This window comes from Pseudoxanthomonas sp. CCNWLW251, from assembly GCF_037402255.1.
Classification (GTDB): domain Bacteria; phylum Pseudomonadota; class Gammaproteobacteria; order Xanthomonadales; family Xanthomonadaceae; genus Pseudoxanthomonas_A.
This window is the reverse complement of record NZ_JBBEGA010000002.1, coordinates 315,055-338,770: the sequence shown is the minus strand read 5'-3', so window position 1 is coordinate 338,770 and position 23,716 is coordinate 315,055. Positions and strand designations below refer to the sequence as shown.

Annotated in this window: 26 protein-coding genes; 20 read left to right on the top strand and 6 right to left on the bottom strand. The window is 67.1% G+C overall.

Translation table 11 applies throughout. The features are described from left to right. Positions 1-5 precede the first annotated feature (5 nt). The 4 genes from WBN46_RS08515 to WBN46_RS08500 are packed head-to-tail and all read left to right on the top strand — an operon-like array spanning position 6 to position 4,415. Positions 6-1,256, top strand: a complete 1,251-nt coding sequence (locus WBN46_RS08515; RefSeq protein ID WP_337731146.1) for an FAD-dependent oxidoreductase — start codon at positions 6-8, stop codon at positions 1,254-1,256. Then, positions 1,253-2,608: a glutathione-disulfide reductase gene (gorA, locus tag WBN46_RS08510; RefSeq protein WP_337731145.1), complete on the top strand. Its 1,356-nt coding sequence runs from the start codon at positions 1,253-1,255 to the stop codon at positions 2,606-2,608. The genes WBN46_RS08515 and gorA overlap by 4 nt, the downstream gene beginning before the upstream one ends. Positions 2,609-2,644: 36 nt before the next feature. Beyond that, a complete protein-coding gene (hutG, locus tag WBN46_RS08505; protein WP_337731144.1) occupies positions 2,645-3,421 on the top strand; it encodes an N-formylglutamate deformylase in 777 nt (258 codons plus the stop codon). 10 nt (positions 3,422-3,431) lie between these two features. Beyond that, positions 3,432-4,415: a DMT family transporter gene (locus WBN46_RS08500; protein WP_337731143.1), complete on the top strand. Its 984-nt coding sequence runs from the start codon at positions 3,432-3,434 to the stop codon at positions 4,413-4,415. A gap of 13 nt (positions 4,416-4,428) precedes the next feature. Here WBN46_RS08500 and WBN46_RS08495 read toward each other — a convergent pair whose 3' ends face one another. Together WBN46_RS08495 and parE are read right to left on the bottom strand one after the other, a co-directional pair. Further along, positions 4,429-5,571, bottom strand: a complete 1,143-nt coding sequence (locus WBN46_RS08495) for a carboxylate-amine ligase (RefSeq protein ID WP_337731142.1) — start codon at positions 5,569-5,571, stop codon at positions 4,429-4,431. Between the two features lie 117 nt (positions 5,572-5,688). After that, positions 5,689-7,578, bottom strand: coding sequence for a DNA topoisomerase IV subunit B (parE, locus tag WBN46_RS08490; protein WP_192201568.1), 1,890 nt, complete (start codon positions 7,576-7,578; stop codon positions 5,689-5,691). Positions 7,579-7,858: 280 nt separating this feature from the next. Between parE and WBN46_RS08485 the strand changes: the two genes are divergently transcribed. The 9 genes from WBN46_RS08485 (at position 7,859) to WBN46_RS08445 (ending at position 15,161) form a co-directional block, all read left to right on the top strand. Continuing rightward, positions 7,859-8,110, top strand: a complete 252-nt coding sequence (locus tag WBN46_RS08485) for a hypothetical protein (protein ID WP_192201567.1) — start codon at positions 7,859-7,861, stop codon at positions 8,108-8,110. Positions 8,111-8,251: 141 nt separating this feature from the next. Next, the gene (locus WBN46_RS08480) at positions 8,252-9,913 is read left to right on the top strand and encodes a CTP synthase (protein ID WP_337731141.1); all 1,662 of its coding nucleotides are present in this window, start codon (positions 8,252-8,254) and stop codon (positions 9,911-9,913) included. A 152-nt stretch (positions 9,914-10,065) separates the two neighbouring features. Beyond that, on the top strand, positions 10,066-10,899 hold the full coding sequence (gene kdsA / locus WBN46_RS08475) for a 3-deoxy-8-phosphooctulonate synthase (RefSeq protein ID WP_337731140.1): 834 nt from the start codon (positions 10,066-10,068) through the stop codon (positions 10,897-10,899). A gap of 17 nt (positions 10,900-10,916) precedes the next feature. Beyond that, positions 10,917-12,203, top strand: a complete 1,287-nt coding sequence (eno, locus tag WBN46_RS08470) for a phosphopyruvate hydratase (protein WP_192201564.1) — start codon at positions 10,917-10,919, stop codon at positions 12,201-12,203. Between the two features lie 3 nt (positions 12,204-12,206). Further along, entirely contained in the window at positions 12,207-12,557 is a 351-nt protein-coding gene (ftsB, locus tag WBN46_RS08465) for a cell division protein FtsB (protein ID WP_192201563.1), read from the top strand. Beyond that, positions 12,554-13,252 carry a 2-C-methyl-D-erythritol 4-phosphate cytidylyltransferase gene (ispD, locus tag WBN46_RS08460; RefSeq protein WP_337731901.1) on the top strand — a complete coding sequence of 233 codons (699 nt, stop codon included), beginning with the start codon at positions 12,554-12,556 and terminating at the stop codon, positions 13,250-13,252. Before ftsB ends, ispD begins: the two co-directional genes overlap by 4 nt. 18 nt (positions 13,253-13,270) lie before the next feature. Continuing rightward, positions 13,271-13,762 carry a 2-C-methyl-D-erythritol 2,4-cyclodiphosphate synthase gene (ispF, locus tag WBN46_RS08455; protein WP_337731139.1) on the top strand — a complete coding sequence of 164 codons (492 nt, stop codon included), beginning with the start codon at positions 13,271-13,273 and terminating at the stop codon, positions 13,760-13,762. After that, entirely contained in the window at positions 13,759-14,817 is a 1,059-nt protein-coding gene (gene truD / locus WBN46_RS08450; protein ID WP_337731138.1) for a tRNA pseudouridine(13) synthase TruD, read from the top strand. The genes ispF and truD overlap by 4 nt, the downstream gene beginning before the upstream one ends. 119 nt (positions 14,818-14,936) lie before the next feature. After that, complete coding sequence (locus WBN46_RS08445) at positions 14,937-15,161, top strand: hypothetical protein (RefSeq protein WP_192201560.1); 225 nt, start codon at positions 14,937-14,939, stop codon at positions 15,159-15,161. 59 nt (positions 15,162-15,220) lie between these two features. Here the strand turns inward: WBN46_RS08445 and WBN46_RS08440 are convergent, their stop codons facing one another. After that, on the bottom strand, positions 15,221-15,769 hold the full coding sequence (locus WBN46_RS08440; protein ID WP_337731137.1) for a Smr/MutS family protein: 549 nt from the start codon (positions 15,767-15,769) through the stop codon (positions 15,221-15,223). A gap of 89 nt (positions 15,770-15,858) precedes the next feature. Here WBN46_RS08440 and surE point away from each other — a divergent pair, with 89 nt between their 5' ends. From surE to WBN46_RS08415, 5 genes are read left to right on the top strand one after another with little or no spacing between them, the layout of a single operon-like run. After that, positions 15,859-16,638 carry a 5'/3'-nucleotidase SurE gene (surE, locus tag WBN46_RS08435; RefSeq protein ID WP_192201558.1) on the top strand — a complete coding sequence of 260 codons (780 nt, stop codon included), beginning with the start codon at positions 15,859-15,861 and terminating at the stop codon, positions 16,636-16,638. Continuing rightward, positions 16,635-17,312, top strand: a complete 678-nt coding sequence (locus WBN46_RS08430) for a protein-L-isoaspartate(D-aspartate) O-methyltransferase (protein ID WP_298121883.1) — start codon at positions 16,635-16,637, stop codon at positions 17,310-17,312. The genes surE and WBN46_RS08430 overlap by 4 nt, the downstream gene beginning before the upstream one ends. Positions 17,313-17,317: 5 nt before the next feature. Further along, a complete protein-coding gene (locus tag WBN46_RS08425; protein WP_337731136.1) occupies positions 17,318-17,974 on the top strand; it encodes an exopolysaccharide biosynthesis protein in 657 nt (218 codons plus the stop codon). Positions 17,975-18,011: 37 nt separating this feature from the next. Further along, positions 18,012-18,797, top strand: a complete 786-nt coding sequence (locus tag WBN46_RS08420) for a peptidoglycan DD-metalloendopeptidase family protein (protein WP_337731135.1) — start codon at positions 18,012-18,014, stop codon at positions 18,795-18,797. A gap of 44 nt (positions 18,798-18,841) precedes the next feature. Next, on the top strand, positions 18,842-19,663 hold the full coding sequence (locus tag WBN46_RS08415) for an endonuclease/exonuclease/phosphatase family protein (RefSeq protein ID WP_337731134.1): 822 nt from the start codon (positions 18,842-18,844) through the stop codon (positions 19,661-19,663). On the opposite strand, the gene WBN46_RS08410 is transcribed toward WBN46_RS08415, so the two are convergent. From WBN46_RS08410 to yhbY, 3 genes are read right to left on the bottom strand one after another with little or no spacing between them, the layout of a single operon-like run. Beyond that, entirely contained in the window at positions 19,624-20,253 is a 630-nt protein-coding gene (locus tag WBN46_RS08410; RefSeq protein WP_337731133.1) for a D-Ala-D-Ala carboxypeptidase family metallohydrolase, read from the bottom strand. The genes WBN46_RS08415 and WBN46_RS08410 overlap by 40 nt on opposite strands. Before the next feature lie 13 nt (positions 20,254-20,266). Further along, positions 20,267-20,644: an Mth938-like domain-containing protein gene (locus tag WBN46_RS08405; RefSeq protein WP_337731132.1), complete on the bottom strand. Its 378-nt coding sequence runs from the start codon at positions 20,642-20,644 to the stop codon at positions 20,267-20,269. A gap of 23 nt (positions 20,645-20,667) precedes the next feature. Continuing rightward, a complete protein-coding gene (gene yhbY, locus WBN46_RS08400; RefSeq protein WP_192201551.1) occupies positions 20,668-20,973 on the bottom strand; it encodes a ribosome assembly RNA-binding protein YhbY in 306 nt (101 codons plus the stop codon). Between the two features lie 101 nt (positions 20,974-21,074). On the opposite strand from yhbY, the gene rlmE reads away from it, so the two are divergent. Both rlmE and ftsH read left to right on the top strand, forming a co-directional pair. Further along, positions 21,075-21,707 carry a 23S rRNA (uridine(2552)-2'-O)-methyltransferase RlmE gene (gene rlmE, locus WBN46_RS08395; protein WP_142124628.1) on the top strand — a complete coding sequence of 211 codons (633 nt, stop codon included), beginning with the start codon at positions 21,075-21,077 and terminating at the stop codon, positions 21,705-21,707. Positions 21,708-21,756: 49 nt separating this feature from the next. Further along, on the top strand, positions 21,757-23,685 hold the full coding sequence (gene ftsH, locus WBN46_RS08390) for an ATP-dependent zinc metalloprotease FtsH (protein ID WP_192201550.1): 1,929 nt from the start codon (positions 21,757-21,759) through the stop codon (positions 23,683-23,685). Positions 23,686-23,716 lie beyond the last annotated feature (31 nt).

Below are 23,716 nucleotides of genomic sequence, written 5' to 3'. Positions count from 1 at the left end.
ACAGGGTGGATATTCCCCGCGACGACGTCCTGATCATCGGTGGCGGTGCCATTGGCCTGGCGACCGCGCTGGCACTGCTCGAAGCAGGCCGGGGCGTGCGCGTGCTGGACGTCGCCCGCGTCGGCGGCGGCGCCTCGCATGGCAACTGCGGCACCATCACGCCCAGTCACGCGCCACCCCTGGCCGCGCCGGGCGTGGTGGCACAGGCATTGCGGTGGATGTTCACGCCGGATGCGCCGCTCTACCTCAAGCCCCGCGTCGATCCCGCGCTGTGGCACTGGCTGCTGCGCTTCGCCGCCCGTTGCAACCTGCGCGACTGGCGTCGCAGCACGCAGGCGCGTGCCGCATTGCTCAATGACGCGCGGGCCCGGCTGACGGACTGGGTAAGCCGCTATCGACTGGAGTGTGAGTTCGAGGAGGAAGGACTCGACTACGTGTTTCGCGATCCACGCAGATTCCAACGGTACGTGGATGAATGCGCGGCACTGGCGGAGTTCGGCATTGCCACGCAGGTGTTCGGCGGCAAGGATTACGAGCGCGAGGAGCCCGCCATGCTGCCTGGTGTCGCGGGCGCCATCCGGTTTCCCGGCGATGCGCGGCTGCGTCCGGACCGTTATGTGGCGGAACTCGCGCGCGCGGTGCGCGAGCGCGGGGGTGTCATCGAAGAACACTGTCGCGTGGAAAGGCTGGAAACGACTTCCACCGGCGTGCGGCTGGCAACGACGCAGGGCGCGCGCGCGGGACATGATGCCGTCATCGCACTGGGTGCCTGGACGCCTGCGTTCGCGCGCACGCTGGGATTGAAGGCGCCCATCCAGCCAGGCAAGGGTTATTCGATCACCTACGCGCGGCCTCTGCGCGTGCCGCGTCACCCGATGGTGCTGAAGGATCGCTCGGTCTGCGTGACGGTGTGGGAAAGCGGCTTCCGGTTGGGCAGCACGATGGAATTCTCGGGCCTCGACGACACCCTCAACGAGACGCGGCTGGCTGCTCTCGAACGCGGCGCGCGCGAGTTCCTGCGTGAGCCCTTCGGTGCCGAAGTGCTCGAGCGCTGGTACGGGTGGCGCCCGATGACGTGGGATGATCTTCCGTTGCTGGGGCGCGCGCCCGGCCATCGTCACGTGTGGATGGCGGCGGGCCACGGCATGCTCGGCATCAGCATGAGCACGGCGACCGGCCAGCTGATGGCCGACCTGATGACGGGTCGCACCCCGGCTCTCGATCCCTTGCCCTACCGACCGGAGCGATTTGCATGAAGCCGCAGGAATTCGACCTGATCGTGTTGGGGGGCGGCTCGGGCGGCCTGGCCGGCGCGTTCCGGGCGGCGTCGCATGGTGCGAAGGTGGCGTTGCTGGAACCCAGGGAACTGGGGGGCACCTGCGTCAACGTGGGCTGCGTACCCAAGAAGGCGATGTGGCTGGCGGCCGAACTGTCGCAGAAGATCGCCTTGGCATCATCGCTGGGCTTCGATGTCTCGCCGCCCACGCTGGACTGGAAGGAGTTCATCGTCCATCGCCAGCGCTACATCGCCGGCATCCATGCCAGCTATCGCAAGCGGCTGGATGAAAGTGGCGTGGTGCTGATGCCTTGCCATGGCCGTTTCAGCGACGCGCACACCGTGGTCAACGCAGACGGCGTGGCGCTGCAAGGCAGGCAGGTGCTAATCGCGACAGGGGGCCGGCCATCACGACCGGAGATTCCTGGCGCTGGGCTCGGCATGGTCTCGGATGATTTCTTCAACCTGTGCGCGGCGCCTCCCCGCGTGGCGATCGTGGGCGGTGGTTACGTGGCGGTCGAACTGGCCGGCGTGTTGCAGGCGCTGGGCAGCCAGGTGGAACTTTTCGTGCGCGGCCAACGGTTGTTGGACGGCTTCGACGAGCAGATCACCGCGGAGCTGGCGGATGACATGCGCCAGCACGGGGTGCGCCTGCATTTCGGACATGCCGTGGCAGCGCTGGAGGAGGCGTCCGGGGGCGGAGTGACGGTATTGGCGGTGGACGGGACGCGCAGCGAGCGCTTCGACGCGCTGATTTTCGCGACGGGGCGAACACCCAACACTTCCGGCATGGGCCTGGAGAAGGCGGGCGTGGCGATCGATGCACGCGGATTCGTCCAGGTGGACGCGTACCAGAACACCTCGGTCGCCGGGATCTGCGCCGTGGGCGACGTGACGGGACAGGCGGCACTGACGCCCGTGGCCATCGCGGCGGCACGTCGCCTGATGGATCGCGTGTTCGGTGGGCAGGCCGATGCGAAGCTCGACTACCGCAACATCGCCACGGTGGTGTTCTCCCATCCGCCGGTTGGAAAAGTGGGCCTGACCGAAGCCGAGGCGCGAGCCTGCTTCGGCGATCAGGTGAGCGTATATGCGACGCGCTTCAGGCCGATGCTGCATGCACTGGCCGATTCGCCGCAGCGCAGCCTGTTCAAGCTGGTCTGCACGGGCGACGACCGGCGCGTGGTCGGCCTGCATCTGCTGGGCGAGGGGGCAGACGAAATGCTGCAGGGGTTCGCGGTGGCGTTGAAGAAGGGCATCACCCTGGCCGACCTGCACGACACGATGGCCATCCATCCCACCAGCGCCGAGGAAGTGGTGCTCCTGCGCTGACGCCTGCCCCGGTGGGGGCGGCGATACAATGGCGGCATGGATACCTACACCCTGCATCGCGGCACGGCGCCGCTGCTCATCAGCCTGCCGCACCACGGCACCGCGCTGCCGGACGAACTCGCTGCGCGCCTGACGACCGAGGCACGCCGCGTGCCGGATACCGACTGGCATGTCGCCGAGCTGTATGCCTTCGCGCGCGGACTCGGCGCATCGATCATCGTGCCTGCGTACTCGCGCTATGTGGTCGACCTCAACCGGCCCGAGGATGATGTCTCGCTCTATCCGGGCCAGAACACCACCGGCCTATGCCCCGTCGTGCGTTTCAGCGGCGAGTCCGTCTACCTGCCGGGACAGGAGCCGACGCCGGAGGAGATCGCGGCACGCGTGGACACCTACTGGCGCCCCTATCATCGAGCCCTGCAGGCCGAGATCGCGCGCCTCCACGAAGCGCACGGGCGCGTCGTGTTGTGGGAAGGCCACTCCATCCGCAGCGAGGTGCCGTTCCTGTTCGAGGGTCGCCTGCCGGATTTCAATCTCGGTACCGCCGGTGGAGCGAGCTGTTCGCCGGGCCTGCAGCACGCGCTGGAAGGCGTGCTTGCGTCGCAGGTGGATTTCAGCTTCGTCGTGAATGGTCGATTCCGCGGCGGCTACATCACCCGCCATTACGCCGATGTCGCCCGGGACATCCAGGCGGTGCAGCTCGAACTGGCGCAGCTGAACTACATGGACGAAGACAGCTTCGCCTACCTGCCCGAGCGCGCCGCGCGCACGCAAGTGCTGATCCGTCGCCTGCTGGAATGCACGCTGGCGTGAAGCGGTCGCGATGACACGGCCGCAAGCGGAAGACGAACTGGCGCAGCCACTCGACGTGGCACCGGCCGAGGCAGTGGAAGCGCCGCAGGCGCGACCGGGCCTGCACGTGGTCAGCCGCTCCGGCCTGCTGCTCGCCGCAATGGGTGCCATCGCCTTTTCCGGCAAGGCGATCATCGTCAAGCTGGGCTATCGCTACGGTGCCGACGCGGTGACCTTGCTGGCGCTGCGCATGCTGGTCGCGTTCCCGTTCTTCCTGCTGATGGGGTTGTGGGCCGCGCGGCGCAGCGCGGCGCTGTCGAAGGGCGACCTGGGCAGAATCCTGCTGCTGGGTTTCCTCGGCTACTACCTGGCCAGTTTCCTCGATTTCGCGGGCCTGGCCTACATCACCGCCACGCTGGAGCGGTTGATCCTGTACCTCACGCCGACGTTGGTGGCGCTGATCGGCTGGTTGGCGTTCCGCAAGCGCATCTCGCGCAGGCAGGCGTGGGCGCTGGGGGTCAGCTATGCCGGCGTGGCCCTGGCATTTGGCCATGACCTGCAGGCAGGCGGTTCCAACATCGCGCTCGGCAGCGTGCTGGTGTTCGGCAGTGCGCTGGCCTACGCGCTCTACCTCGTTGGCAGCGGTGAGGTGGTGGCGCGCGTCGGTGCGGTACGCCTGACGGCGTACGCCAGCAGTGTGGCCAGCGTGCTTTGCCTGCTCCAGTTCCTGCTGCTCCGGCCGCTTGGTGCGCTGGTGTTGCCGTGGGAGGTGTACGCGCTTTCGTTGGTCAATGGCACGCTATGTACAGTGTTGCCGGTGCTGGCGGTCATGATGGCGGTGGCCCGGATCGGCTCTGCCCTCGCGGCGCAGGTCGGGATGATCGGGCCGGTGTCGACCATCGTGCTCAGCCTGTTGTTGCTGGGCGAGCCGATGGGTCCGTGGCAGATCGCGGGCACGGTGTTGGTGATGGCGGGTGTTTTCGTGGTGTCGCAGCAGAAGGCCATCGTGCGCTGAGCGCACACACCGGTTACGCGGCGGCGCTTGCGCGCGCGAGCCACTGCACCACATGGGTGAGAGCCTCGGCATGCGTGTCGCCGGCCAGGCGGCGTTCGCGGTGCAACTGCAGTTGGCGATGGGCACTGGTGCCTTCGTCGAGGATGCGCCAGAAGCGATCGATCTGCGGCCTGCATGCCAGGGCGTCGATGTCGCCAGCCAAGGCATCGAGCGTGTTGTCCAGCATCTCGCGCACCGATACCAGGCGCAGGCTGCCGAGGTCGATCAGCCCGGCATCGAAGCCATAACGCTGTGCACGCCACAGGTTCTCCGCGACCACGGCCTGGTCGCCGGCCCCCAGTTCCGCATGCAGGACCGGCCTGCGCTCCAGATGCCGTACCAGGCAGCGGAACAACTGCGCGATCGCCAATGCGTCACGCGGATCGGTACACGCGTCGGTGACACGCAGTTCCAGTGTCGGAAAGGCGAGCGAGGGCCGCAGTGCCCACCACAGGAAGCTCGCATCCGGAATGGCGCGGCCGTCGACCATGCGCTGCACGTAGCGGTCGTATTCCGCCTGGTCGCGGAACAGCGGCGGCAGCCCGGTCCGCGGAATCTCCTGGTAGGCGGTCTGCCGGTATCCCATCAGTCCGGTGGCATGCCCCATCCAGAACGGTGACGATGTGCTGAAGGCCAGCAGCAGCGGCAGGAAAGGTTGCATGCGTGCCATCAGCGCGACGCGCGAGGACGGATCGGCTGGTTGCACGTGCACATGCAGTCCGCACAGCAGGTTGCGGTGACCGAGCATCTGCAGCTCATCCATCACCTGGTCGTAGTGCGGCTTGTCGGTGCTGAGCTGCCCGCGCCATTGCGCCGAAGGATGCGTGCCGGCCGCCAGGATCCCCAGCCCATGCTTGCGCGCAACGCCACTCACGCTGCGACGCAATGCCAGCAGATCGGATTCCGCGTCAGAGGGGTCGTCGTGTACCCGGGTCTGCACTTCGACCTGGGTCTGCAGCATCTCGCTGCCGAAACGGTCCCCCAGCGCGTCGCGGCATTCCTCGAAGAAGCGGCGTGGCATGTGCCGCAGGCGCCGGCCGTTGCTGCGCACGAGGAAGTACTCTTCCTCGAGTCCGAAGGTGTAAGGGTGGGCTTCGTGCGGTGGTGTCTGCGCCATGTCCGCGTTATCTCACCGGGAGGGTGAACGGCATGTTGAACCGCACCCGCCATGGCGCCGCTATCGCGGGTGAAGAGGCCGCAGGTGCAGCCCCGGACAATCGATCGCCGCCGGGACTCAGACTTCGAGGGAAGCCAGGTCGCCCTTCGCTTCCAGCCACGTCTTGCGGTCGCCCGCCCGCTTCTTGGCCAGCAGCATGTCCATCAGGCCGTGCGTCTGCAGGCTGTCGTCCACGGTCAGCTGCACCAGCCGCCGCGTATCGGGGTGGATGGTGGATTCGCGCAACTGGGCGGGATTCATTTCGCCGAGGCCCTTGAAGCGGGTCGTGTTGACCTGGCCGCGGATCTTCTCGCGCTCGATCTTCTCCAGCAGCAGGCGTTTCTCTTCCTCGTCCAGCGCATAGAACACCTGCTTGCCCACATCCACGCGGAACAGCGGCGGCATGGCGACGAACACGTGGCCCGCCTGCACCAGCGCCGGGAAATGGCGCAGGAACAGGGCGGCCAGGAGCGTGGCGATGTGGAGGCCGTCGGAGTCGGCGTCGGCCAGGATCACGACCTTGCCGTAGCGCAGGCCACTGATGTCGTCCTTGCCGGGATCGCAGCCGATCGCGATGGCCAGGTTGTGCACCTCGTCGGACGCGAGCACCGAGGTGCTGGCGACTTCCCACGTGTTCAGGATCTTGCCGCGCAGCGGCAGGATGGCCTGGAAATCCTTGTCGCGCGCCTGCTTGGCGCTGCCGCCTGCGGAGTCGCCTTCCACCAGGAACAGCTCCGTGCGCGACAGGTCCTGGCTGATGCAGTCGGCCAGCTTGCCGGGCAGGGCGGGGCCCTGGGTGACCTTCTTGCGGATGACCTGCTTCTCGGTCTTCAGGCGCGCACTGGCGCGCTCGATGGCGATCTGCGCGATCTTCTCGCCCAGCTCGACGTGCTGGTTCAGCCACAGGCTGAAGGCATCGTGGGCGGCGCCTTCGATGAAGCCGGCGGCCTGGCGCGACGACAGGCGTTCCTTGGTCTGGCCACTGAACTGCGGATCGGTCATCTTCAGCGACAGCACGAAGGCCACGCGGTCCCACACATCTTCCGGCGCCAGTTTCACGCCGCGCGGCAGCAGGTTGCGGAAATCGCAGAACTCGCGCAACGCATCGGTCAGGCCGCTGCGCAGGCCGTTCACATGCGTGCCGTGCTGCGCAGTGGGGATCAGGTTGACGTAGCTTTCCTGCACCAGTTCACCTTCCGGCACCCAGGCCACGGCCCAGTCGACGACCTCGCTGTCCTTCTTCAACTGGCCGACGAAGATGTCCGGCGGCAGCAGTTCGCGGCCCGCCATTTCGCCCCGCAGGTAATCGCGCAGGCCGTCTTCGTAATGCCAGCTGTCGCGCTCACCGCTCGCTTCGTCGAACAGGGTGACATTCAGGCCGGGGCAGAGCACCGCCTTGGCGCGCAGCAGGTGCTTGAGCGCGCGCACGTTGAATTTGGGCGTGTCGAAATACTTGGGATCGGCCCAGAAGCGCACGCGGGTGCCGGTGTTCTTCTTGCCCACGCTGCCGACGACTTCCAGCGGCGAGGCGCGGTCGCCGTTGCGGAAGGTGATGCGGTGCTCGCTGCCGTCGCGCTTGATGTGCACTTCCACCAGGGTGGACAGCGCGTTGACCACGCTGACACCCACGCCATGCAGGCCGCCGGAGAAGGTGTAGTTCTTGTTGCTGAACTTGCCGCCCGCATGCAGCCGGGTGAGGATCAGTTCCACGCCCGGGATCTTCTCTTCGGGATGGATGTCCACCGGCATGCCGCGACCGTCGTCGCTGACTTCGCAACTGCCATCCTTGAACAGCGTGACTTCGATGCTGCCGGCGTGTCCGGCCAGCGCCTCGTCCACTGCGTTGTCGATGACTTCCTGCGCCAGATGGTTCGGGCGCGAAGTGTCCGTGTACATGCCCGGGCGGCGCTTGACGGGGTCAAGGCCGGAGAGGACTTCGATGTCGGCGGCGTTGTAGCGACTGCTCATGGGGTTTTCAGGTTCTCGGTGCGGCGGCGCGGCGCCATGGACGCCGCAGGATGACGTGATGGTGGGGACAGTCGACCCGAAGGTCGTCGCAGGCCACGCGACGCGCCCTGTTCCCGTCCGGAATCCCGGACCGGGCGGCAGTGTGCGGCCAGTGCGGCTTTTTTGCCATGTTCAGTCCAGGGCCGGGCAGGGCGCAGTACGCTTGCGGCGTGGACATGGAAGCCCTTGCGGGCGCCATCCGGTGCCCCCAGATTCCCGCCATCCCACGAGGAGCATTCCCATGAAGTCGCGCAACCTGTTGCTGCTCTCCGCCGCCGTCGCCGGCGCGCTGTTCGCGGTCCATGCGTTCGCCCAGTCCAAGGCGGGCGCCGATGCCGACAAGCCGAAGCAGGACCAGTCCCAGACCAGTGATCCGTCCGACCCCGACGCCAAGGCGCGCCGCCGTGCCGCCAACGAGGCCGCTGCCAAGCGCAAGGCCGCCGAGGGCCAGCAGAAGAAGGCGGGCGAGGAAGAGGAAGAGCGCAAGCCCTGACCTTCCGCAGATCCGCCGAAACCCTTGCGTCGCAAGGGTTTCGTGGCTCATCACTGATGGCAGACGCCCCGCTCCGGCGGGGCGTCGCGCTTCCGGGCGACACGTGTTGCCTGTAGACTATGGCTTTCCGGAGCCCCGCCCATGACTCCCCTGATTTTCGTTACCGGCGGCGTTGTGTCCTCGCTAGGCAAGGGCATCGCCGCCGCTTCGCTTGCGTCCATTCTCGAAGCACGTGGCCTGAAGGTCACGATGATGAAGCTGGACCCCTACATCAACGTCGACCCGGGCACCATGAGCCCGTTCCAGCACGGCGAGGTGTACGTCACCGATGACGGCGCCGAGACCGATCTGGATCTCGGCCATTACGAGCGCTTCGTGCGCACGCGCCTGAGCCGCAAGAATTCCGTCACCACCGGCCGGATCTACGAGAACGTGATCCGCAAGGAGCGTCGCGGCGACTACCTGGGCGCCACCGTCCAGGTGATTCCGCACATCACCGACGAGATCCGCCGCTGCATCGACGAGGCCACCGAAGGCTTCGACGTGGCGCTGGTGGAAATCGGCGGCACGGTCGGCGACATCGAATCGCTTCCTTTCCTGGAGGCCATCCGTCAGATCCGTACCGAGCGTGGTCCCGAGAAGGCCCTCTTCATGCACCTGACGCTGGTGCCGTACGTGGCGGCCGCGGGCGAGCTGAAGACCAAGCCCACACAGCATTCGGTGAAGGAACTGCGGTCGATCGGCATCCAGCCCGACGTGTTGTTGTGCCGGTCGGAGCAGCCGATCCCGGACTCCGAGCGCCGCAAGATCTCGCTGTTCACCAACGTGCCCGAGCGTGCCGTCATCAGCGTGCCGGACGTGGACGTGCTGTACCGCATTCCGATGGGGTTGCACGGGCAGGGTCTGGACGAGATCGTCCTGCGCCAGTTCCGCATCGACAACGCGAAGGCGGCGGACCTGTCCGAGTGGGAAGCGGCGGTCGATGCCACGCTCAATCCGCTGGACGAAGTGACCATCGCCGTGGTCGGCAAGTACGTCGACCACCAGGATGCGTACAAATCGGTCGGCGAGGCGCTCAAGCACGGTGGCTTGCGCCAGCGTACCCGCGTCAATCTCAAGTGGATCGAAGCCCAGGAACTGGAAGGCACCGACATGGCCCTGCTGCAGGGCGTGGACGGCATCCTGGTGCCGGGCGGTTTCGGCGACCGGGGTTTCGAAGGCAAGGTGTTGACCTCGCGCTTCGCGCGCGAGCAGAAGCTCCCGTACTTCGGTATCTGCTATGGCATGCAGGCGGCGGTCGTGGATTACGCACGCCATGTGGCCGGCCTGACGGACGCCAACAGCACAGAGAACGACAAGCAGTCGCCGCACCCCGTGATCGGTCTGATCACCGAATGGCGCACCGCGACGGGTGACGTGGAGAAGCGCGACGAGCGCTCCGACCTGGGCGGCACCATGCGCCTGGGCCTGCAGGAGCAGCGCCTGAAGCCCGGCACGCTGGCGCGCGAGCTCTACGGCAAGGACGTGGTGGCCGAGCGCCATCGCCACCGTTACGAATTCAACAACCGCTACCGCACGCAACTGGAAGACGCCGGTCTGGTCATCGCCGCCAAGTCGATGGACGACCTGCTGGTGGAGATGGTGGAACTGCCGCGCAGCGTGCACCCGTGGTTCCTGGCCTGCCAGGCGCACCCGGAGTTCCTGTCCACGCCGCGCGATGGCCATCCGCTGTTCGTCGGTTTCATCCGCGCCGCGCGCGAGAAGAAGGCCGGCGGCAAGCTGTTGAAGGAAGCGCGGGCTTGAAGGCTTGTTCCTTCTCCCTCCGGGAGAAGGTGCCCCGAAGGGGCGGATGAGGGTACGGCGAAGTCCGGGATGTTCCAGCCTTGCTGATTCCGCCGTACCCTCACCCCAACCCCTCTCCCGGGGGGAGAGGGGCTCTGACCAAAGGTGAATGCATGAAACTCTGTGGTTTTGACGTCGGCCTGGATCAGCCCCTTTTCCTGATCGCCGGTCCGTGCGTGATCGAGTCGATGCAGTTGCAGATCGACGTGGCCGGCCGCCTGAAGGAAATCACCGGCAAGCTGGGGATGAACTTCATCTTCAAGTCCAGCTTCGACAAGGCCAACCGCACCTCCGGCACCAGCTTCCGTGGTCCCGGCATGGAGGAAGGCCTGAAGGTGCTCGACGCCGTGAAGAAGCAGGTCGGCGTGCCGGTGCTCACGGATGTGCACGAATACACGCCGATGGATGAAGTCGCGGCCGTCGTCGACGTGTTGCAGACGCCCGCTTTTCTGGTCCGCCAGACCGACTTCATCCGGAAGGTCTGCGCCGCCGGCAAGCCGGTCAACATCAAGAAGGGCCAGTTCCTGTCGCCGTGGGACATGAAGCCGGTCGTCGACAAGGCCAAGTCCACGGGCAACCAGGACATCATGGTCTGCGAGCGCGGAGCGTCCTTCGGCTACAACAACCTGGTCAGCGACATGCGCTCGCTGAGCGTGATGCGCGATACCGGATGCCCGGTGGTGTTCGACGCGACCCATTCGGTGCAGTTGCCGGGCGGGCAGGGCACCAGCTCCGGCGGCCAGCGCGAATTCGTGCCGGTGCTGGCGCGCGCGGCCGTCGCCGTCGGCGTGGCCGGCCTGTTCGCCGAGACCCACCCGGATCCGGCCAAGGCCCTGTCCGATGGCCCGAACGCGTGGCCGCTGGACAAGATGGAAGCGCTGCTGGAAACCCTGCTGGCGCTGGACGGCATCACCAAGAAGAACGGTTTCCTCGAATCCACTCTCTGAGCTGAGCACACGACACGATGACCCAGATCGCCAAGATCCACGCCCGCGAAATCCTCGATTCCCGCGGCAATCCCACCCTCGAAGCCGAGGTCACGCTGGACGACGGTTCCTTCGGTCGCGCGATGGTGCCGTCCGGCGCCTCGACCGGCACCAAGGAAGCGGTCGAACTGCGTGATGGCGACAAGACGCGTTACCTGGGCAAGGGCGTCCGCAAGGCGGTGGAAAACGTCAACGGCCCCATCGCCAACGCGCTGCATGGGTTCGACGCCACCGACCAGGAAGGCCTGGACCGCCGCCTGATCGATCTGGACGGCACCGAGAACAAGGGTCGCCTGGGCGCGAATGCGCTGCTGGGTGTGTCGCTGGCCAACGCGCATGCGGTGGCGGCGTCGAAGAAGATCCCGCTGTGGCAGCACCTCGCCAACGGCAACGACGTCACCCTGCCGGTGCCGATGATGAACATCATCAACGGCGGTGCGCACGCGGACAACAACGTGGACTTCCAGGAGTTCATGGTGCTGCCGGTCGGTTTCGATTCGTTCGCCGAATCGCTGCGTGCCGGCACCGAGATCTTCCACTCGCTGAAGTCGGTGCTGAAGGGCCACGGCCTGAGCACGGCGGTTGGCGACGAAGGCGGCTTCGCCCCGGACTTCCGCAGCAACGTCGAGGCGCTGGACACCATCCTCGAAGCCATCGGCAAGGCCGGCTACACGGCCGGCGAAGATGTGCTGCTGGGCCTGGACGTGGCCTCCAGCGAGTTCTTCGACAACGGCAAGTACCACCTGGTGGGCGAGAACAAGCGCCTGACCAGCGAGCAGTTCGTCGACTTCCTCGCGGACTGGGCCGCGCAGTACCCCATCATCACCATCGAGGATGGCCTGGCCGAGGACGACTGGGCGGGCTGGAAGCTGCTGACCGACCGGATCGGCAAGAAGGTGCAGCTGGTCGGCGACGACCTGTTCGTCACCAACCCGAAGATCTTCAAGGAAGGCATCGAGTCCGGCACCGCCAACGCCATCCTGATCAAGGTCAACCAGATCGGCACGCTCAGCGAAACGCTGGAAGCCATCGCGATGGCGCACCACGCCAACTACGCGTCGGTCGTCTCGCACCGCTCCGGCGAAACCGAGGACACCACCATCGCCGACATCGCGGTGGCCACCACGGCCACGCAGATCAAGACCGGTTCGCTGTGCCGCAGCGACCGCGTGGCCAAGTACAACCAGCTGCTGCGCATCGAAGAAGCGCTGGGCGGCAAGGCGCGCTATGCCGGTCGAAACGCCTTCGTGTCGCTGAAGAAGTAATCCATGCGCAAGGCGCCCTGGTTGCTGCTGGTGCTCGTACTGCTGCTGGGATGGCTGCAGTACAAGTTCTGGTTCGGCGTGGGCAGTTCCGGCCAGGTCGTCGCGCTGGAGCAGCAGGTCGAGGCGCAGAAGCGCGAAAATGCCGGCCTTCAGGAGCGCAACGACGCCCTCGCCGCCGAAGTCGAGGACCTCAAGTCCGGCGAATCGGCGGTGGAGGAGCGCGCGCGCAGCGAGCTGGGCATGATCAAGCCGGGCGAGAAGTTCTACCGCGTGGTCGAACCGGCGGCGCCGACACCGGTCGCGACCAGTGACGAGGCGGGAAGCGACGGTGATGTCGCGGAGCCCGTTCCCTGATGGCCCGCATCTGGGCCGTCGTGCCTGCCGCCGGACGCGGTACGCGCTTCGGCGGCGAGCTTCCCAAGCAGTATCTCGTTGTCGATGGCGCGCCCCTGATTGCGCATACGCTGGCGGCCCTGTTCGCGCATGACGCGGTGGAGGGTGCGGTGGTGCCGGTCTCCGAGAACGACCCGGACTGGCCGCGCTGGACCGAGTTCGCGGGCAAACCGGTGCGCGCCTGTATCGGGGGTGCGAGCCGTGCGGCGTCCGTGCTGGCCGGCCTGCAGTCGCTGCCGGGCGATGTGCGCGCGGATGACTTCGTGCTGGTACACGACGCCGCGCGTCCGAACCTGTCGCTCGCAGACCTGTCGCAGCTGCTGGAACGCGGCCGCAACGATCCGGTCGGCGCCATCCTCGCCGCCCCCGTGCGCGACACGTTGAAGCGTGCGGGCGACGATGGCGGCATCGATGCCACCGAGCCGCGGGAGCGGCTGTGGCGTGCCTTCACCCCGCAGTTGTTCCGCCGTCTGCAGCTGACCCGTGCTTTGGAGGCCGCCACGGCCGACGGTGTGGAAGTCACCGACGAAGCGATGGCGATGGAGCGCCTGGGCCTGCGGCCGTTGCTGGTGGAAGGCTCCGAAAGCAATTTCAAGATCACCACGCCGGCGGACCTGGCGCGGTTCGCCTACGAACTGGCACAACGCGATCGCTGACGCCGAACCGGGAACGACATGTCCGACTCATTGAACATCCGCATCGGGCAGGGCTTCGATGTGCACGCCTTCGGCGATGGCGACCATGTCATGCTCGGAGGCGTGCGCGTGCCCCATGAACGCGGCGTGCTCGCGCACAGCGATGGTGACGTGGTGCTGCATGCGCTGTGCGACGCCATGCTGGGCGCGCTGGCGCTGGGTGATATCGGCCTGCACTTCCCGCCGTCGGATGACCGCTGGAAAGGGGCGGACAGCCGTGCATTCGTGCGCCATTGCAACGCCCTCATCGGCGGGCGGGGCTGGCGCGTCGGCAACGCCGACGTCACCGTGATCTGCGAGCGGCCGAAGGTCGGCCCGCATGCCGGTGCGATGCGGGCATGCGTGGCGGAAGACCTGGGCGTCGATATCGATGCCGTCAGCATCAAGGCCACCACCACCGAGACGCTGGGGTTCACCGGCCGCGGCGAGGGCATCGCGGCGCAGGCGGTCGTGCTGCTGGTGAAGGCGTGAGCGAAGAGCTGCCCCGTGCGTTCGGCGCATCCGTGCTGTCCGCGACCATGCGCAACGCGCCGGAAGACTTCTTCGTGGAGGAATTGCCCGGCTTCGCGCCTTCCGGCGAGGGTGAGCACCTGCTGCTGACCGTCGAGAAGCGCGGCATGAACACCCAGTTCGCGGCCAAGCGCATCGCCGCATGGGCGGGCATCGGGGAGATGGGCGTGGGGTATGCGGGCCTGAAGGACCGGCACGCGGTCACGCGACAGCGTTTCAGCGTCCATCTGCCGCGCAAGACGGCGCCCGATCTGGCGGCTCTTGCCTCCGACGACCTGGCGGTGATCGAGTCGACCTGGCATTCGCGCAAGCTCCCGCGCGGAGCCTTGGCGGGCAATCGCTTCGAACTGGTGCTGCGCGATGTCGTTGGCGATGCCGGGGCCATCGAGGCGCGATTGCGCGACATCGCCCTGCATGGCCTCCCGAACTGGTTCGGCGAACAGCGATTCGGTCGCGACGGCGGCAATGTCGCGGCGGCATTGGCGATGTTCGCGGGTCGGCGGGTGCGTCGCGAACAACGCTCGATACTGCTGTCGGCGGCGCGTTCCGCCTTGTTCAACCGGGTGCTGGCGGCCCGGATCGCCGATGGCAGCTGGAATCGGGGGCTGGAGGGCGAAGTCTGGACGCTTGCGGGCAGCCGCAGCGTGTTCGGGCCGGAACCCTGGAGCGATGCGCTGGCACAGCGGCTGGCCGGTTTCGACATCCATCCCTCCGGTCCGTTGTGGGGCCAGGGAGAGCCGCGCGTGGAGGCTGCGGCACGCCTTTGCGAGGAGCGCGCGCTGCAGGGGGATGATGCGGCCGCGATGCGGGCCGGGCTGGAGCGCGAAGGGCTGAAGCAGGAGCGGCGTGCGTTGCGATTGCGGCCCGACGGCCTGGCCTGGCAATGGCTGTCGACCGATGTGCTGCGGTTGGCATTCGCCTTGCCGCCGGGGAGTTACGCGACGGCGGTGCTCCACGAACTGGGTTCGACGCGGGATGCGTCGCAGCCGCAAGACCGTCCGTCGGAACGCGACTGAAGACACTGGAAGCGCCGTCCAGCAGGCGTATAAGCGGAAACAGGCGTCGCCAGCGACGTGCCGGCTGCAGACCGCTGGAGGGCGCCCCACAGGTTCTTTCCACACGCCGGAGGGTCGCCATGAACACCATGCTTCGCCTTGCAGTTGTGTTGTCCGTCTGCGCCTTGCTGGCCGCATGCGCCAGTACGCGTGGAACCGCCAGTTCGCCGCCGCCCGCCCAGCGTCAATTGACCGCCGAGCAGCAGTACATCGCCTATGTCGAGCGGATCGCCAAGCGTCGTGGCATCCACCTGACGTGGGTGAATCCCCCGCGGATCGAGGACAGCACTGCCAACAAGCAGTGAGTCTGGCCCCAGAGTGGTCGACGCCCATGCCTGTCGGAACGGCGGCAGGGGCGTCCTGATCAGCTGCGGCTTCGTGCCAGCAATACCAGGACCGCGCCCGTGCCGCCCTGCGCGGGCGGTGCCGAATGGAACGCCAGCACGTCCGCGCGCTGGCGCAATACCCGGTCCACGAGATTCTTCAATACAGGTGCATCGCCTTCGGAGCGCTGGCCCTTGCCATGGATCACGCGCACGCAGCCATGGTCATGCGCATGCGCTTCCGCGAAGAACCGGCGTAGCAGGCCCTCCGCCTGCAGCGCGGTGGCGCCATGCAGGTCCAGTTCGTCCTGTACCGAGAACTGCCCACGCTTGAGGCGCTGGAAGGCGCGCGGTGAGAGCGCCTCGCGGCGGTAGCTCAATACATCACCGGCGGCGCGTACATCTAGGGATTCCATGCCACGCTGGAACTCGCCAAGCGCTTCGTGCTCGTCGCGATCGGCCATGCGCGCCGAAGGCTTCGGCGGCGCCTTGCGTGGCGGTGGCGGCGCTTCCTGCAACCGTCGCACCTCGCCGATCGCATCGCGGAACAGCGCGGCGTCATCGTCGTCGGGAGGCGTGGGGCGGGACATGTCGCCAGCGTAGCGGCATCGGCACGTGACGCAAGCGCGGGAAGCTGCGGCGTGGTTCCGGTATCATGGGGCCGTCCCCGAGGAAACCCATGCGCGTACTGGTCAGCAACGACGACGGCGTTGACGCCCCCGGCATCCGAATCCTGGCAGAAGGCCTGCGCAGTGCGGGCCACGAAGTGTACGTGGTCGCCCCCGACCGCGACCGCTCGGGCGCCAGCAATTCGCTGACGCTGGACCTGCCGATCCGGCTCAAGCGCATTGATCACTACACCTGCAGCGTGGCGGGCACGCCGACGGACTGCGTGCACCTGGCGTTGACCGGGATGCTGGAGTTCGAGCCCGACATCGTGGTGTCGGGCATCAACAACACGGCCAACCTGGGCGACGACGTCATCTACTCCGGCACGGTGTCGGCGGCGATGGAAGGCCGCTTCCTCGGCTTGCCGGCGGTGGCGATGTCGCTGGTCACCCGGAACCACGATGCGAAGCACTACGAAACCGCCGCGCGCGCTGCGGTGGAGATCGTGGCCCGGCTGAAGTCCGATCCGTTGCCGGCTGACACCATCCTCAACGTCAACGTCCCCGACCTCGCCTGGTCCGACCTGCGGGGCTTCGAGGTCACCCGCCTCGGCAACCGCCACCGCTCCGAGCCCTGCGTGCCGCAGCCTGACCCGCGCGGCCATACCGTGTACTGGATCGGTCCCGCGGGGCGCGAGCAGGACGCAGGCCCCGGCACCGATTTCCATGCCGTGCGTACCGGCCATATTTCCATCACACCGATCCACGTCGATCTGACGCGCTATCAGGCGCTGGAGAAGGTCGCCGGCTGGGTGGGCGGATTGACTGCCGCACTCGAGGACGCCCCATGACGCCGCGGCTGCGTCTGCAGCCCGAGGCCGTCGGCATGGGCATGACGTCCCAGCGCGTGCGCGATCGCCTGGTGGACCGCCTGCGCGAGTCCGGCATCACCGACGAGCGCGTGCTCAATGTCATCCGCACGCTGCCGCGTCACCTGTTCGTCGATGAGGCGTTGGCAACGCGCGCCTACGAGGACACGGCGCTGCCGATCGGCCACAGCCAGACCATTTCCCAGCCCTGGGTGGTGGCGAGGATGACCGAAGTGCTGCTGGAGACCTCGCCGAAGAAGGTGTTGGAGATCGGCACGGGTTCGGGTTACCAGGCTGCAGTGCTCGCCATGCTCGGGCTCGAAGTGCATACCGTCGAGCGCATCGGCGACCTGCTGCGGCAAGCCCGCAAGCGCCTGCGCCAGCTGGGCATGAACGTGCGCAGCAAGCACGACGATGGCCGCATCGGCTGGGCCGAGCACGGTCCGTACGATGCGATCATCGTGACCGCCGCCGCTCCCGCGCTGGTGCCCGTGCTGGTGGAACAACTCGCCGTGGGCGGGCAACTTGTCGCGCCGGTCGGCGGCAGTGGTTCGCAATCCCTGGTGCGCCTGCTGAAGCGCCCGGATGGCAGCGTGGAAGAAACCACGCTGGCCCCCGTGGTCTTCGTGCCGCTGCTGTCGGGAACCCTGGATTGAGCGGCGTGACGGATCCGCAACACGACGCAGATGCGCTCGATCAGGCGGCTTCGCTGGGCGAGCAACTGGCGGACATCATCGAGCGCCTTCCGCCGGACACCTTGAGCCTGGGCGAACTGCTGGATGTCTTCAGCGACGAAGGGCTGCTGTTGCTGACCATCCTGCTGACGCTTGTGTTCCTGATCCCGGTGTCGATCCCGGGCGTCAGCACCGTGTTCGGCGCGGCCATCCTGCTGGTCGGGGTAAGCCGGTTGATCAACCGCCCGCTGTGGCTGCCGGCACGCGTGAAGGACAAGGCATTGCCGGCCGATCGCCTGCGACCGGGCCTGATCGGCGGACTCGTATGGGTCCGCAGGATGGAGAAGATCAGCCGGCCGCGCCGCCTGCGCTTTTTCGTCGACGGTGCGGGGCAGGGGACGCTCAACAATCTTGCTTTCATCCTGGCCGCACTGCTGTTGATGGCACCGTTCGGATTCGTGCCATTCAGCAATACCCTGCCAGCCTTGGCGCTGTTGTTGTACGCCATCGGTTTCATCCAGCGCGACGGGGGTGCGATCCTGCTGGGCCATCTGGCCAACATCGGCACGATCATCTACTTCAGCGTACTGATCGGTGGCGGCGGCGTCGCGGTGCGCGAACTGTTCCAGCGATTGACCGGCTGAGGCCGCCAAGCCACGCCTTGAGGAAACGACTCCACGCATGACCACGACGCTCTGCTCCCGCAATCGAATGACGCGCGCCCTCATGATCGGCTTTGCCGTGGCGATGCTGGGCGCCTGCTCGACCACGGTGGTGCGCGAGCCGTCCTCGTCATCGACCCGCAAACCTTCGCAGGCCAAGCCGGGTGCGACGGTGCGCGTGCAGCGCGGCGATACCCTGTTCGGCATCGCATTCCGCAATGGGGTCGATGTCAACGACCTCGCGCGCTGGAACGGCATCGCGCCGCCCTACACGATCTACCCCGGTCAATCGCTGAAGCTGTATCCGGGCAGCGCCGGCAGCCGGCCCACCGCGACGACCACGCCCCCCAAGCCCGTCACCGGCGCGACCACGCGCCCGACACCGCCCGCACCGGTCACGCGTCCTGTCGCGACGCCAGCGCCGGCGAACGCCGGATTCTCGTGGCGCTGGCCGGCGGAAGGCCATCTGATCGGACGTTTCGTCGCAGGAGATGCCACCAAGCAGGGCATCGACATCGCAGGCAGCAGCGGCCAGGCGGTGCGCGCGGCGGCGGACGGCGTGGTGGTGTACTCCGGCGCCGGCCTGGTGGGTTATGGCGAACTGATCATCATCAAACACAGCGAAGCCTGGCTGTCCGCATACGGCCACAACCGCAAGCGGCTGGTGAATGAAGGCCAGAACATCAAGGCCGGCCAGCAGATCGCGGAAATGGGCAGCAGCGGCGCATCGCGCGAGATGCTCCACTTCGAGATCCGCCACAACGGCAAACCGGTCGATCCGCTGCAGTATCTCCCCGCGCGTTGAGTATCGTGCCGATGACCGTGTCGATATGGCGGAAGCGGGCCCTGATGACGTTGGGGCTGATGGCGGTGGTGGCTCTGGTCGCCTGCCAGCGGCCACGCAGCGCACCGGCGGCGTCGACCGTCGACGTGGTCACCCTCAACCTGTGGCACGACAAGCAGGACTGGCCCCATCGCCAGGACATGATCGTCGCCGGGTTGAAAGCGCTGTCGCCGGACGTGATCGTGTTGCAGGAAGTGCTGCAGGATGCCGCGCTGCCCAACCAGGCGCAGGTGCTGGCCTCACGCCTCGGCTACCGGTGCCGGTTCTTCTCGGCCGATGCACCGGAACAGCCACGGCGCTATGGCAACGCCATCCTGGTCAAGGGCGCGATCGAACAGTCGCGTGAAGTGAAGCTCGCGCCACTCGACGATTACCGGAATGCGGGCTGGGTGCGGACGACGGTGCACGGGATGCCGTTGAACGTCTACGTGACCCATCTGCATTACAAGCCGGGGGGCGGGGCGATACGTGCCGAACAGATCGCGGGCGTGCTCGCGCTGATCGACGAGACGGCCGGTGACGCACCCTCGATCATCGGCGGCGACTTCAACACGCGTTCGGACACGCCGGAACTGGCGCCGCTGCGCACGCGCTTCCTCGAGGCCTACTCCGAGGCGCACGCGGGCGTGGACACCAACACGCCGGTGCACACCACGCTCAACACGCACCTGGGTCATCCGCAGATCCGCATCGATCATGTCTTCGCCCAGCGCGAGGCGTTCCGCGTCGTCGACGCGGACATCATCCTTGACCAGTCCGACGCGCAGGGCGCCTGGCCGTCCGACCACTACGGTGTCCGGGTGCGGTTGGCCCGCGCGGCCGACTGACCCGTCGCGCCGGTGGCGCACAGCGAGGTTCCGCGCTGGTGGTCGTTGCCCCAGGTACGGTGCCCGGACGTATCGATGTGGATCCTGGTCGGCGTGTAGAAGCCCAGTCCCATCGCCAGTGACGGACCCCGCGTGCGCCAGAACTCGCACAGGGCGCTTGCTTGGCTGCCGTCGGCGAGGTCGAAGTCCAGTGCAGTGTTGAGGAGGTGGCGGCTGCGCGTGCTCCCTCCCGAACAGCGGTTCAGCGCGGCGGAACGGTAACCGGAGCGCACGTTGCTGCCTTCGACGATACCCAAGGCCTGCAATTGCGCGACCACGCGCAGGGTCGGCACGATGGCGGCGGCGCGGTCGGAAGGGGGCAACAGGAACTCCGGCGCCTGGCAGGTCCGCCAGCGGCGGCTGGAGCGCAGCAGCGCATGCATCGGCACCACACCACCGACACCGGCGTCGGTCAGCATGCGTTCGTAAGCGGTCAGGCTCTGTGCGCCGGCGCCCTGCCGCCAATCGTCGTAGCGCTGCGCGGCATCCGGTGGGGCCCGGTTGCATGCGGTGGCGAACAGGATGGCGGGCAGCAGGAGCAGGTGCCGCATCGCCATGACGCGGTCAGCGTGGCGCCAGCAGGAACCCGGCCACGACCTTGCGAGATTCACTGGCCAGCACGTTGAACGTGCGGGCGGCAGCGGCGTTCGTCATGACCTCAAGGCCGACGCCCAGGCTCAGGCACGCGGCCATGACCGCTGCAGGCGGGAACACCTGGCGCTCGCCGGTGCCCAGCAGGACCACTTCCGGCTTCAGCGCCAGCAGCGGCGCCAGATCGTCCGGTGCAAGCGAAGCGCTGTCGCGTACCGGCCAGTCTTCGACGAGTTGCTGCGGCGAGAGGATGAAGCTGGCCGACAGCGTCCGGTCGTTCACCCGGGCGGACTGGCCGTCGGCGGACCGCAGGGTGAAGGCGTAGTCGGGCAGTTCGTGGTTCAGTTGCATGGCGGGCGACCTGCGCGCCGGGATCAGCCGCGCGGCAGCACGATGTGCCGGCGTTCCTTGCTGGGCCGATACAGCACGGCCGTGTGGCCGATGCGCTGCACCAGGGCGGCGTCGGCCTTGTCGGCCAGGTCGTCGATCATCGCGTCGCGGGCGTCGCGGTCCTCGCCGGCGACCTTCACCTTGACCAGTTCGTGCTGCTCAAGCACGGCATCCAGCTCGGCGATGAAGGCCGGCGTGACACCCTTGTTGCCGATCTGCAGCAGCGCCTTCAGGTCGTGGGCCTGGCCGCGCAGGAAACGGGTCTGGGCAGCGGTCAGGGCGACAGGCATGCGGCACGGTACGGGTTCAAAAGGGTGATCAGGGTATCATGGCCACCCCCACGAACGGCTCCGGCGGCTCCCGTCGCAGCGTGCCCGGAGACCTCGCCGACATGGCCACCCGCAGCAAGAGCAGCCAGCGCTGGCTGAAGGAACACTTCTCCGATCCCTACGTGAAGAAGGCCCAGGCCGAGGGCCTCAGGTCGCGGGCTGCCTACAAGCTGGAAGAACTGCTGGAGCGCGACCGCCTGCTCAAGCCGGGCATGGTCGTCGTCGACCTGGGCGCCGCGCCGGGCGGCTGGTCGCAGTTCGTCCGCCAGGCATTGGGCGACAGTGGCCGCGTGGTGGCGATGGACATCCTCGACATGCCGCCGCTGGCCGGGGTGGAGTTCCTTCATGGGGATTTCAGGGAAGACAGCGTCCTATCCCAGTTGGAAGCCATGCTGGACGGCGCTCCCGTGGACCTTGTGCTGTCGGATATGGCCCCCAATAAGAGTGGTGTGGATGCGGTCGACCAGCCGCGGATGATGCATCTGGCGGAGTTGGCCATGGAGTTCGCCGACAGCCACCTGAAGCCGGGCGGGGCGTTCCTGATCAAGCTGTTCCAGGGCACCGGTTCCGACGACTACATCCGCGAGCTTCGCCGCCGCTATGACAAGGTGGCGATCCGCAAACCGGACGCGTCCCGCAAGCGCTCCCCCGAGGTGTATGCCCTGGGACAGGGCAAGCGGATCCAGATCAAGTAAGGTGACGTAAAGTGCGTATTACGAAAGAGGAACGCCGGAGCCGATGAGGATGAACGACCTGACCAAGAATCTTCTGCTGTGGGTAGTCGTCGCCGTCGTGCTGATGGTCGTCTTCCAGAGCTTCTCGCCCAAGGGCGGGGCCACGACCACCAGTGGCGCGATCACGTATTCCGAGTTCCTGCAGGAAGTCGAAGCGGGCCGCGTCGCGTCGGTGCAGTTCACCAACGAGAGCAATCTGTCGACCAACGCGATCACCTTCAAGCGCAAGGACGGCCAGACGGGCACGGTCTACGGTCCGCAGGATCCCAGCCTCGTCAACGAACTGATCAGCAAGAACGTCACCTTTGACCGTGAGCAGCCCGACAGCGGCATCTCGCTGGTCGCGATCCTGCTGAACTTCCTGCCCGTGCTGCTGATCATCGGCTTCTGGATCTTCATCATGCGCCAGATGCAGGGCGGTGGCGGCGGTGCCAAGGGCGCGATGTCCTTCGGCAAGTCGCGCGCCAAGCTGCAGGGCGAGGACCAGGTGAAGGTGACCTTCGCGGACGTCGCCGGTTGCGACGAGGCGAAGGAGGAGGTCGGCGAACTGGTCGAGTTCCTGCGCGATCCGGGCAAGTTCCAGAAGCTGGGCGGCAAGATCCCGCGCGGCGTGCTGATGGTCGGCCAGCCCGGCACCGGAAAGACGCTGCTGGCCAAGGCCATCGCCGGCGAAGCCAAGGTGCCGTTCTTCAGCATTTCCGGTTCGGACTTCGTCGAGATGTTCGTCGGCGTCGGCGCCAGCCGCGTGCGCGACATGTTCGAGCAGGCCAAGAAGCACGCGCCGTGCATCATCTTCATCGATGAAATCGACGCCGTCGGCCGCCACCGCGGTGCCGGCCTCGGCGGCGGCCATGACGAGCGCGAGCAGACCTTGAACCAGCTGCTGGTCGAGATGGACGGCTTCGAGGGGGGCGAAGGCGTCATCGTCATCGCCGCCACCAACCGTCCCGACGTGCTGGACCCGGCGCTGCTGCGTCCGGGCCGCTTCGATCGCCAGGTCGTGGTCGGGTTGCCTGACGTGAAGGGCCGCGAACAGATCCTGCGCGTGCACATGCGCAAGCTGCCGCTGGCGGACGATGTCGAGCCGATGGTCATCGCGCGCGGCACGCCGGGCTTCAGCGGTGCCGACCTGGCCAACCTCGCCAACGAGGCCGCCCTGTTCGCCGCGCGCGAGAACGCGAAGGAAGTCCGCATGGACCACTTCGACCGCGCGCGCGACAAGATCCTGATGGGCGCCGAACGCCGTTCGATGGCGATGAGCGAGGACGAGAAGACGCTCACCGCCTACCACGAGGCCGGCCATGCCATCGTCGGTCGTCTGGTGCCGGAACACGATCCGGTCTACAAGGTCACCATCATCCCGCGCGGCCGCGCGCTGGGCGTGACCATGTACCTGCCGGAAGGCGACAAGTATTCGCTCAACCGCGTGGCCATCGAGTCGCAACTGTGTTCGCTGTATGGCGGCCGCGTCGCCGAGGAGTTGATCTTCGGTGCCGACAAGGTCACCACGGGCGCGTCCAACGACATCGAACGCGCCACCAAGATGGCGCGCAACATGGTCACCAAGTGGGGCCTGAGCGACGAGATGGGGCCGATCGCCTATGGCGAGGAAGAGGATGAAGTCTTCCTCGGCCGCTCGGTCACCCAGCACAAGAACGTCTCCAACGAGACCGCGCGCCGGATCGACGAAGTCGTCCGCGCCATCCTGGATCGCGCCTATGCGCGCACCAAGACGATCCTGACGGAGAACATGGACAAGTTGCACACCATGTCGCAGCTGCTGCTGGAGTACGAAACGATCGACGTGCCGCAGATCGACGCCATCATGGAAGGGCGCGAGCCGCCGCCGCCGATGGGCTGGAACAAGACCGGCAAGGACGACGACAAGCCCGAGTCGCGTCCGCTGCCGCCGATCGGGGGTCCGGCCGCGCAGACCTGAGGCGCGTTGATCCACCCGTCGCGTGACGCGA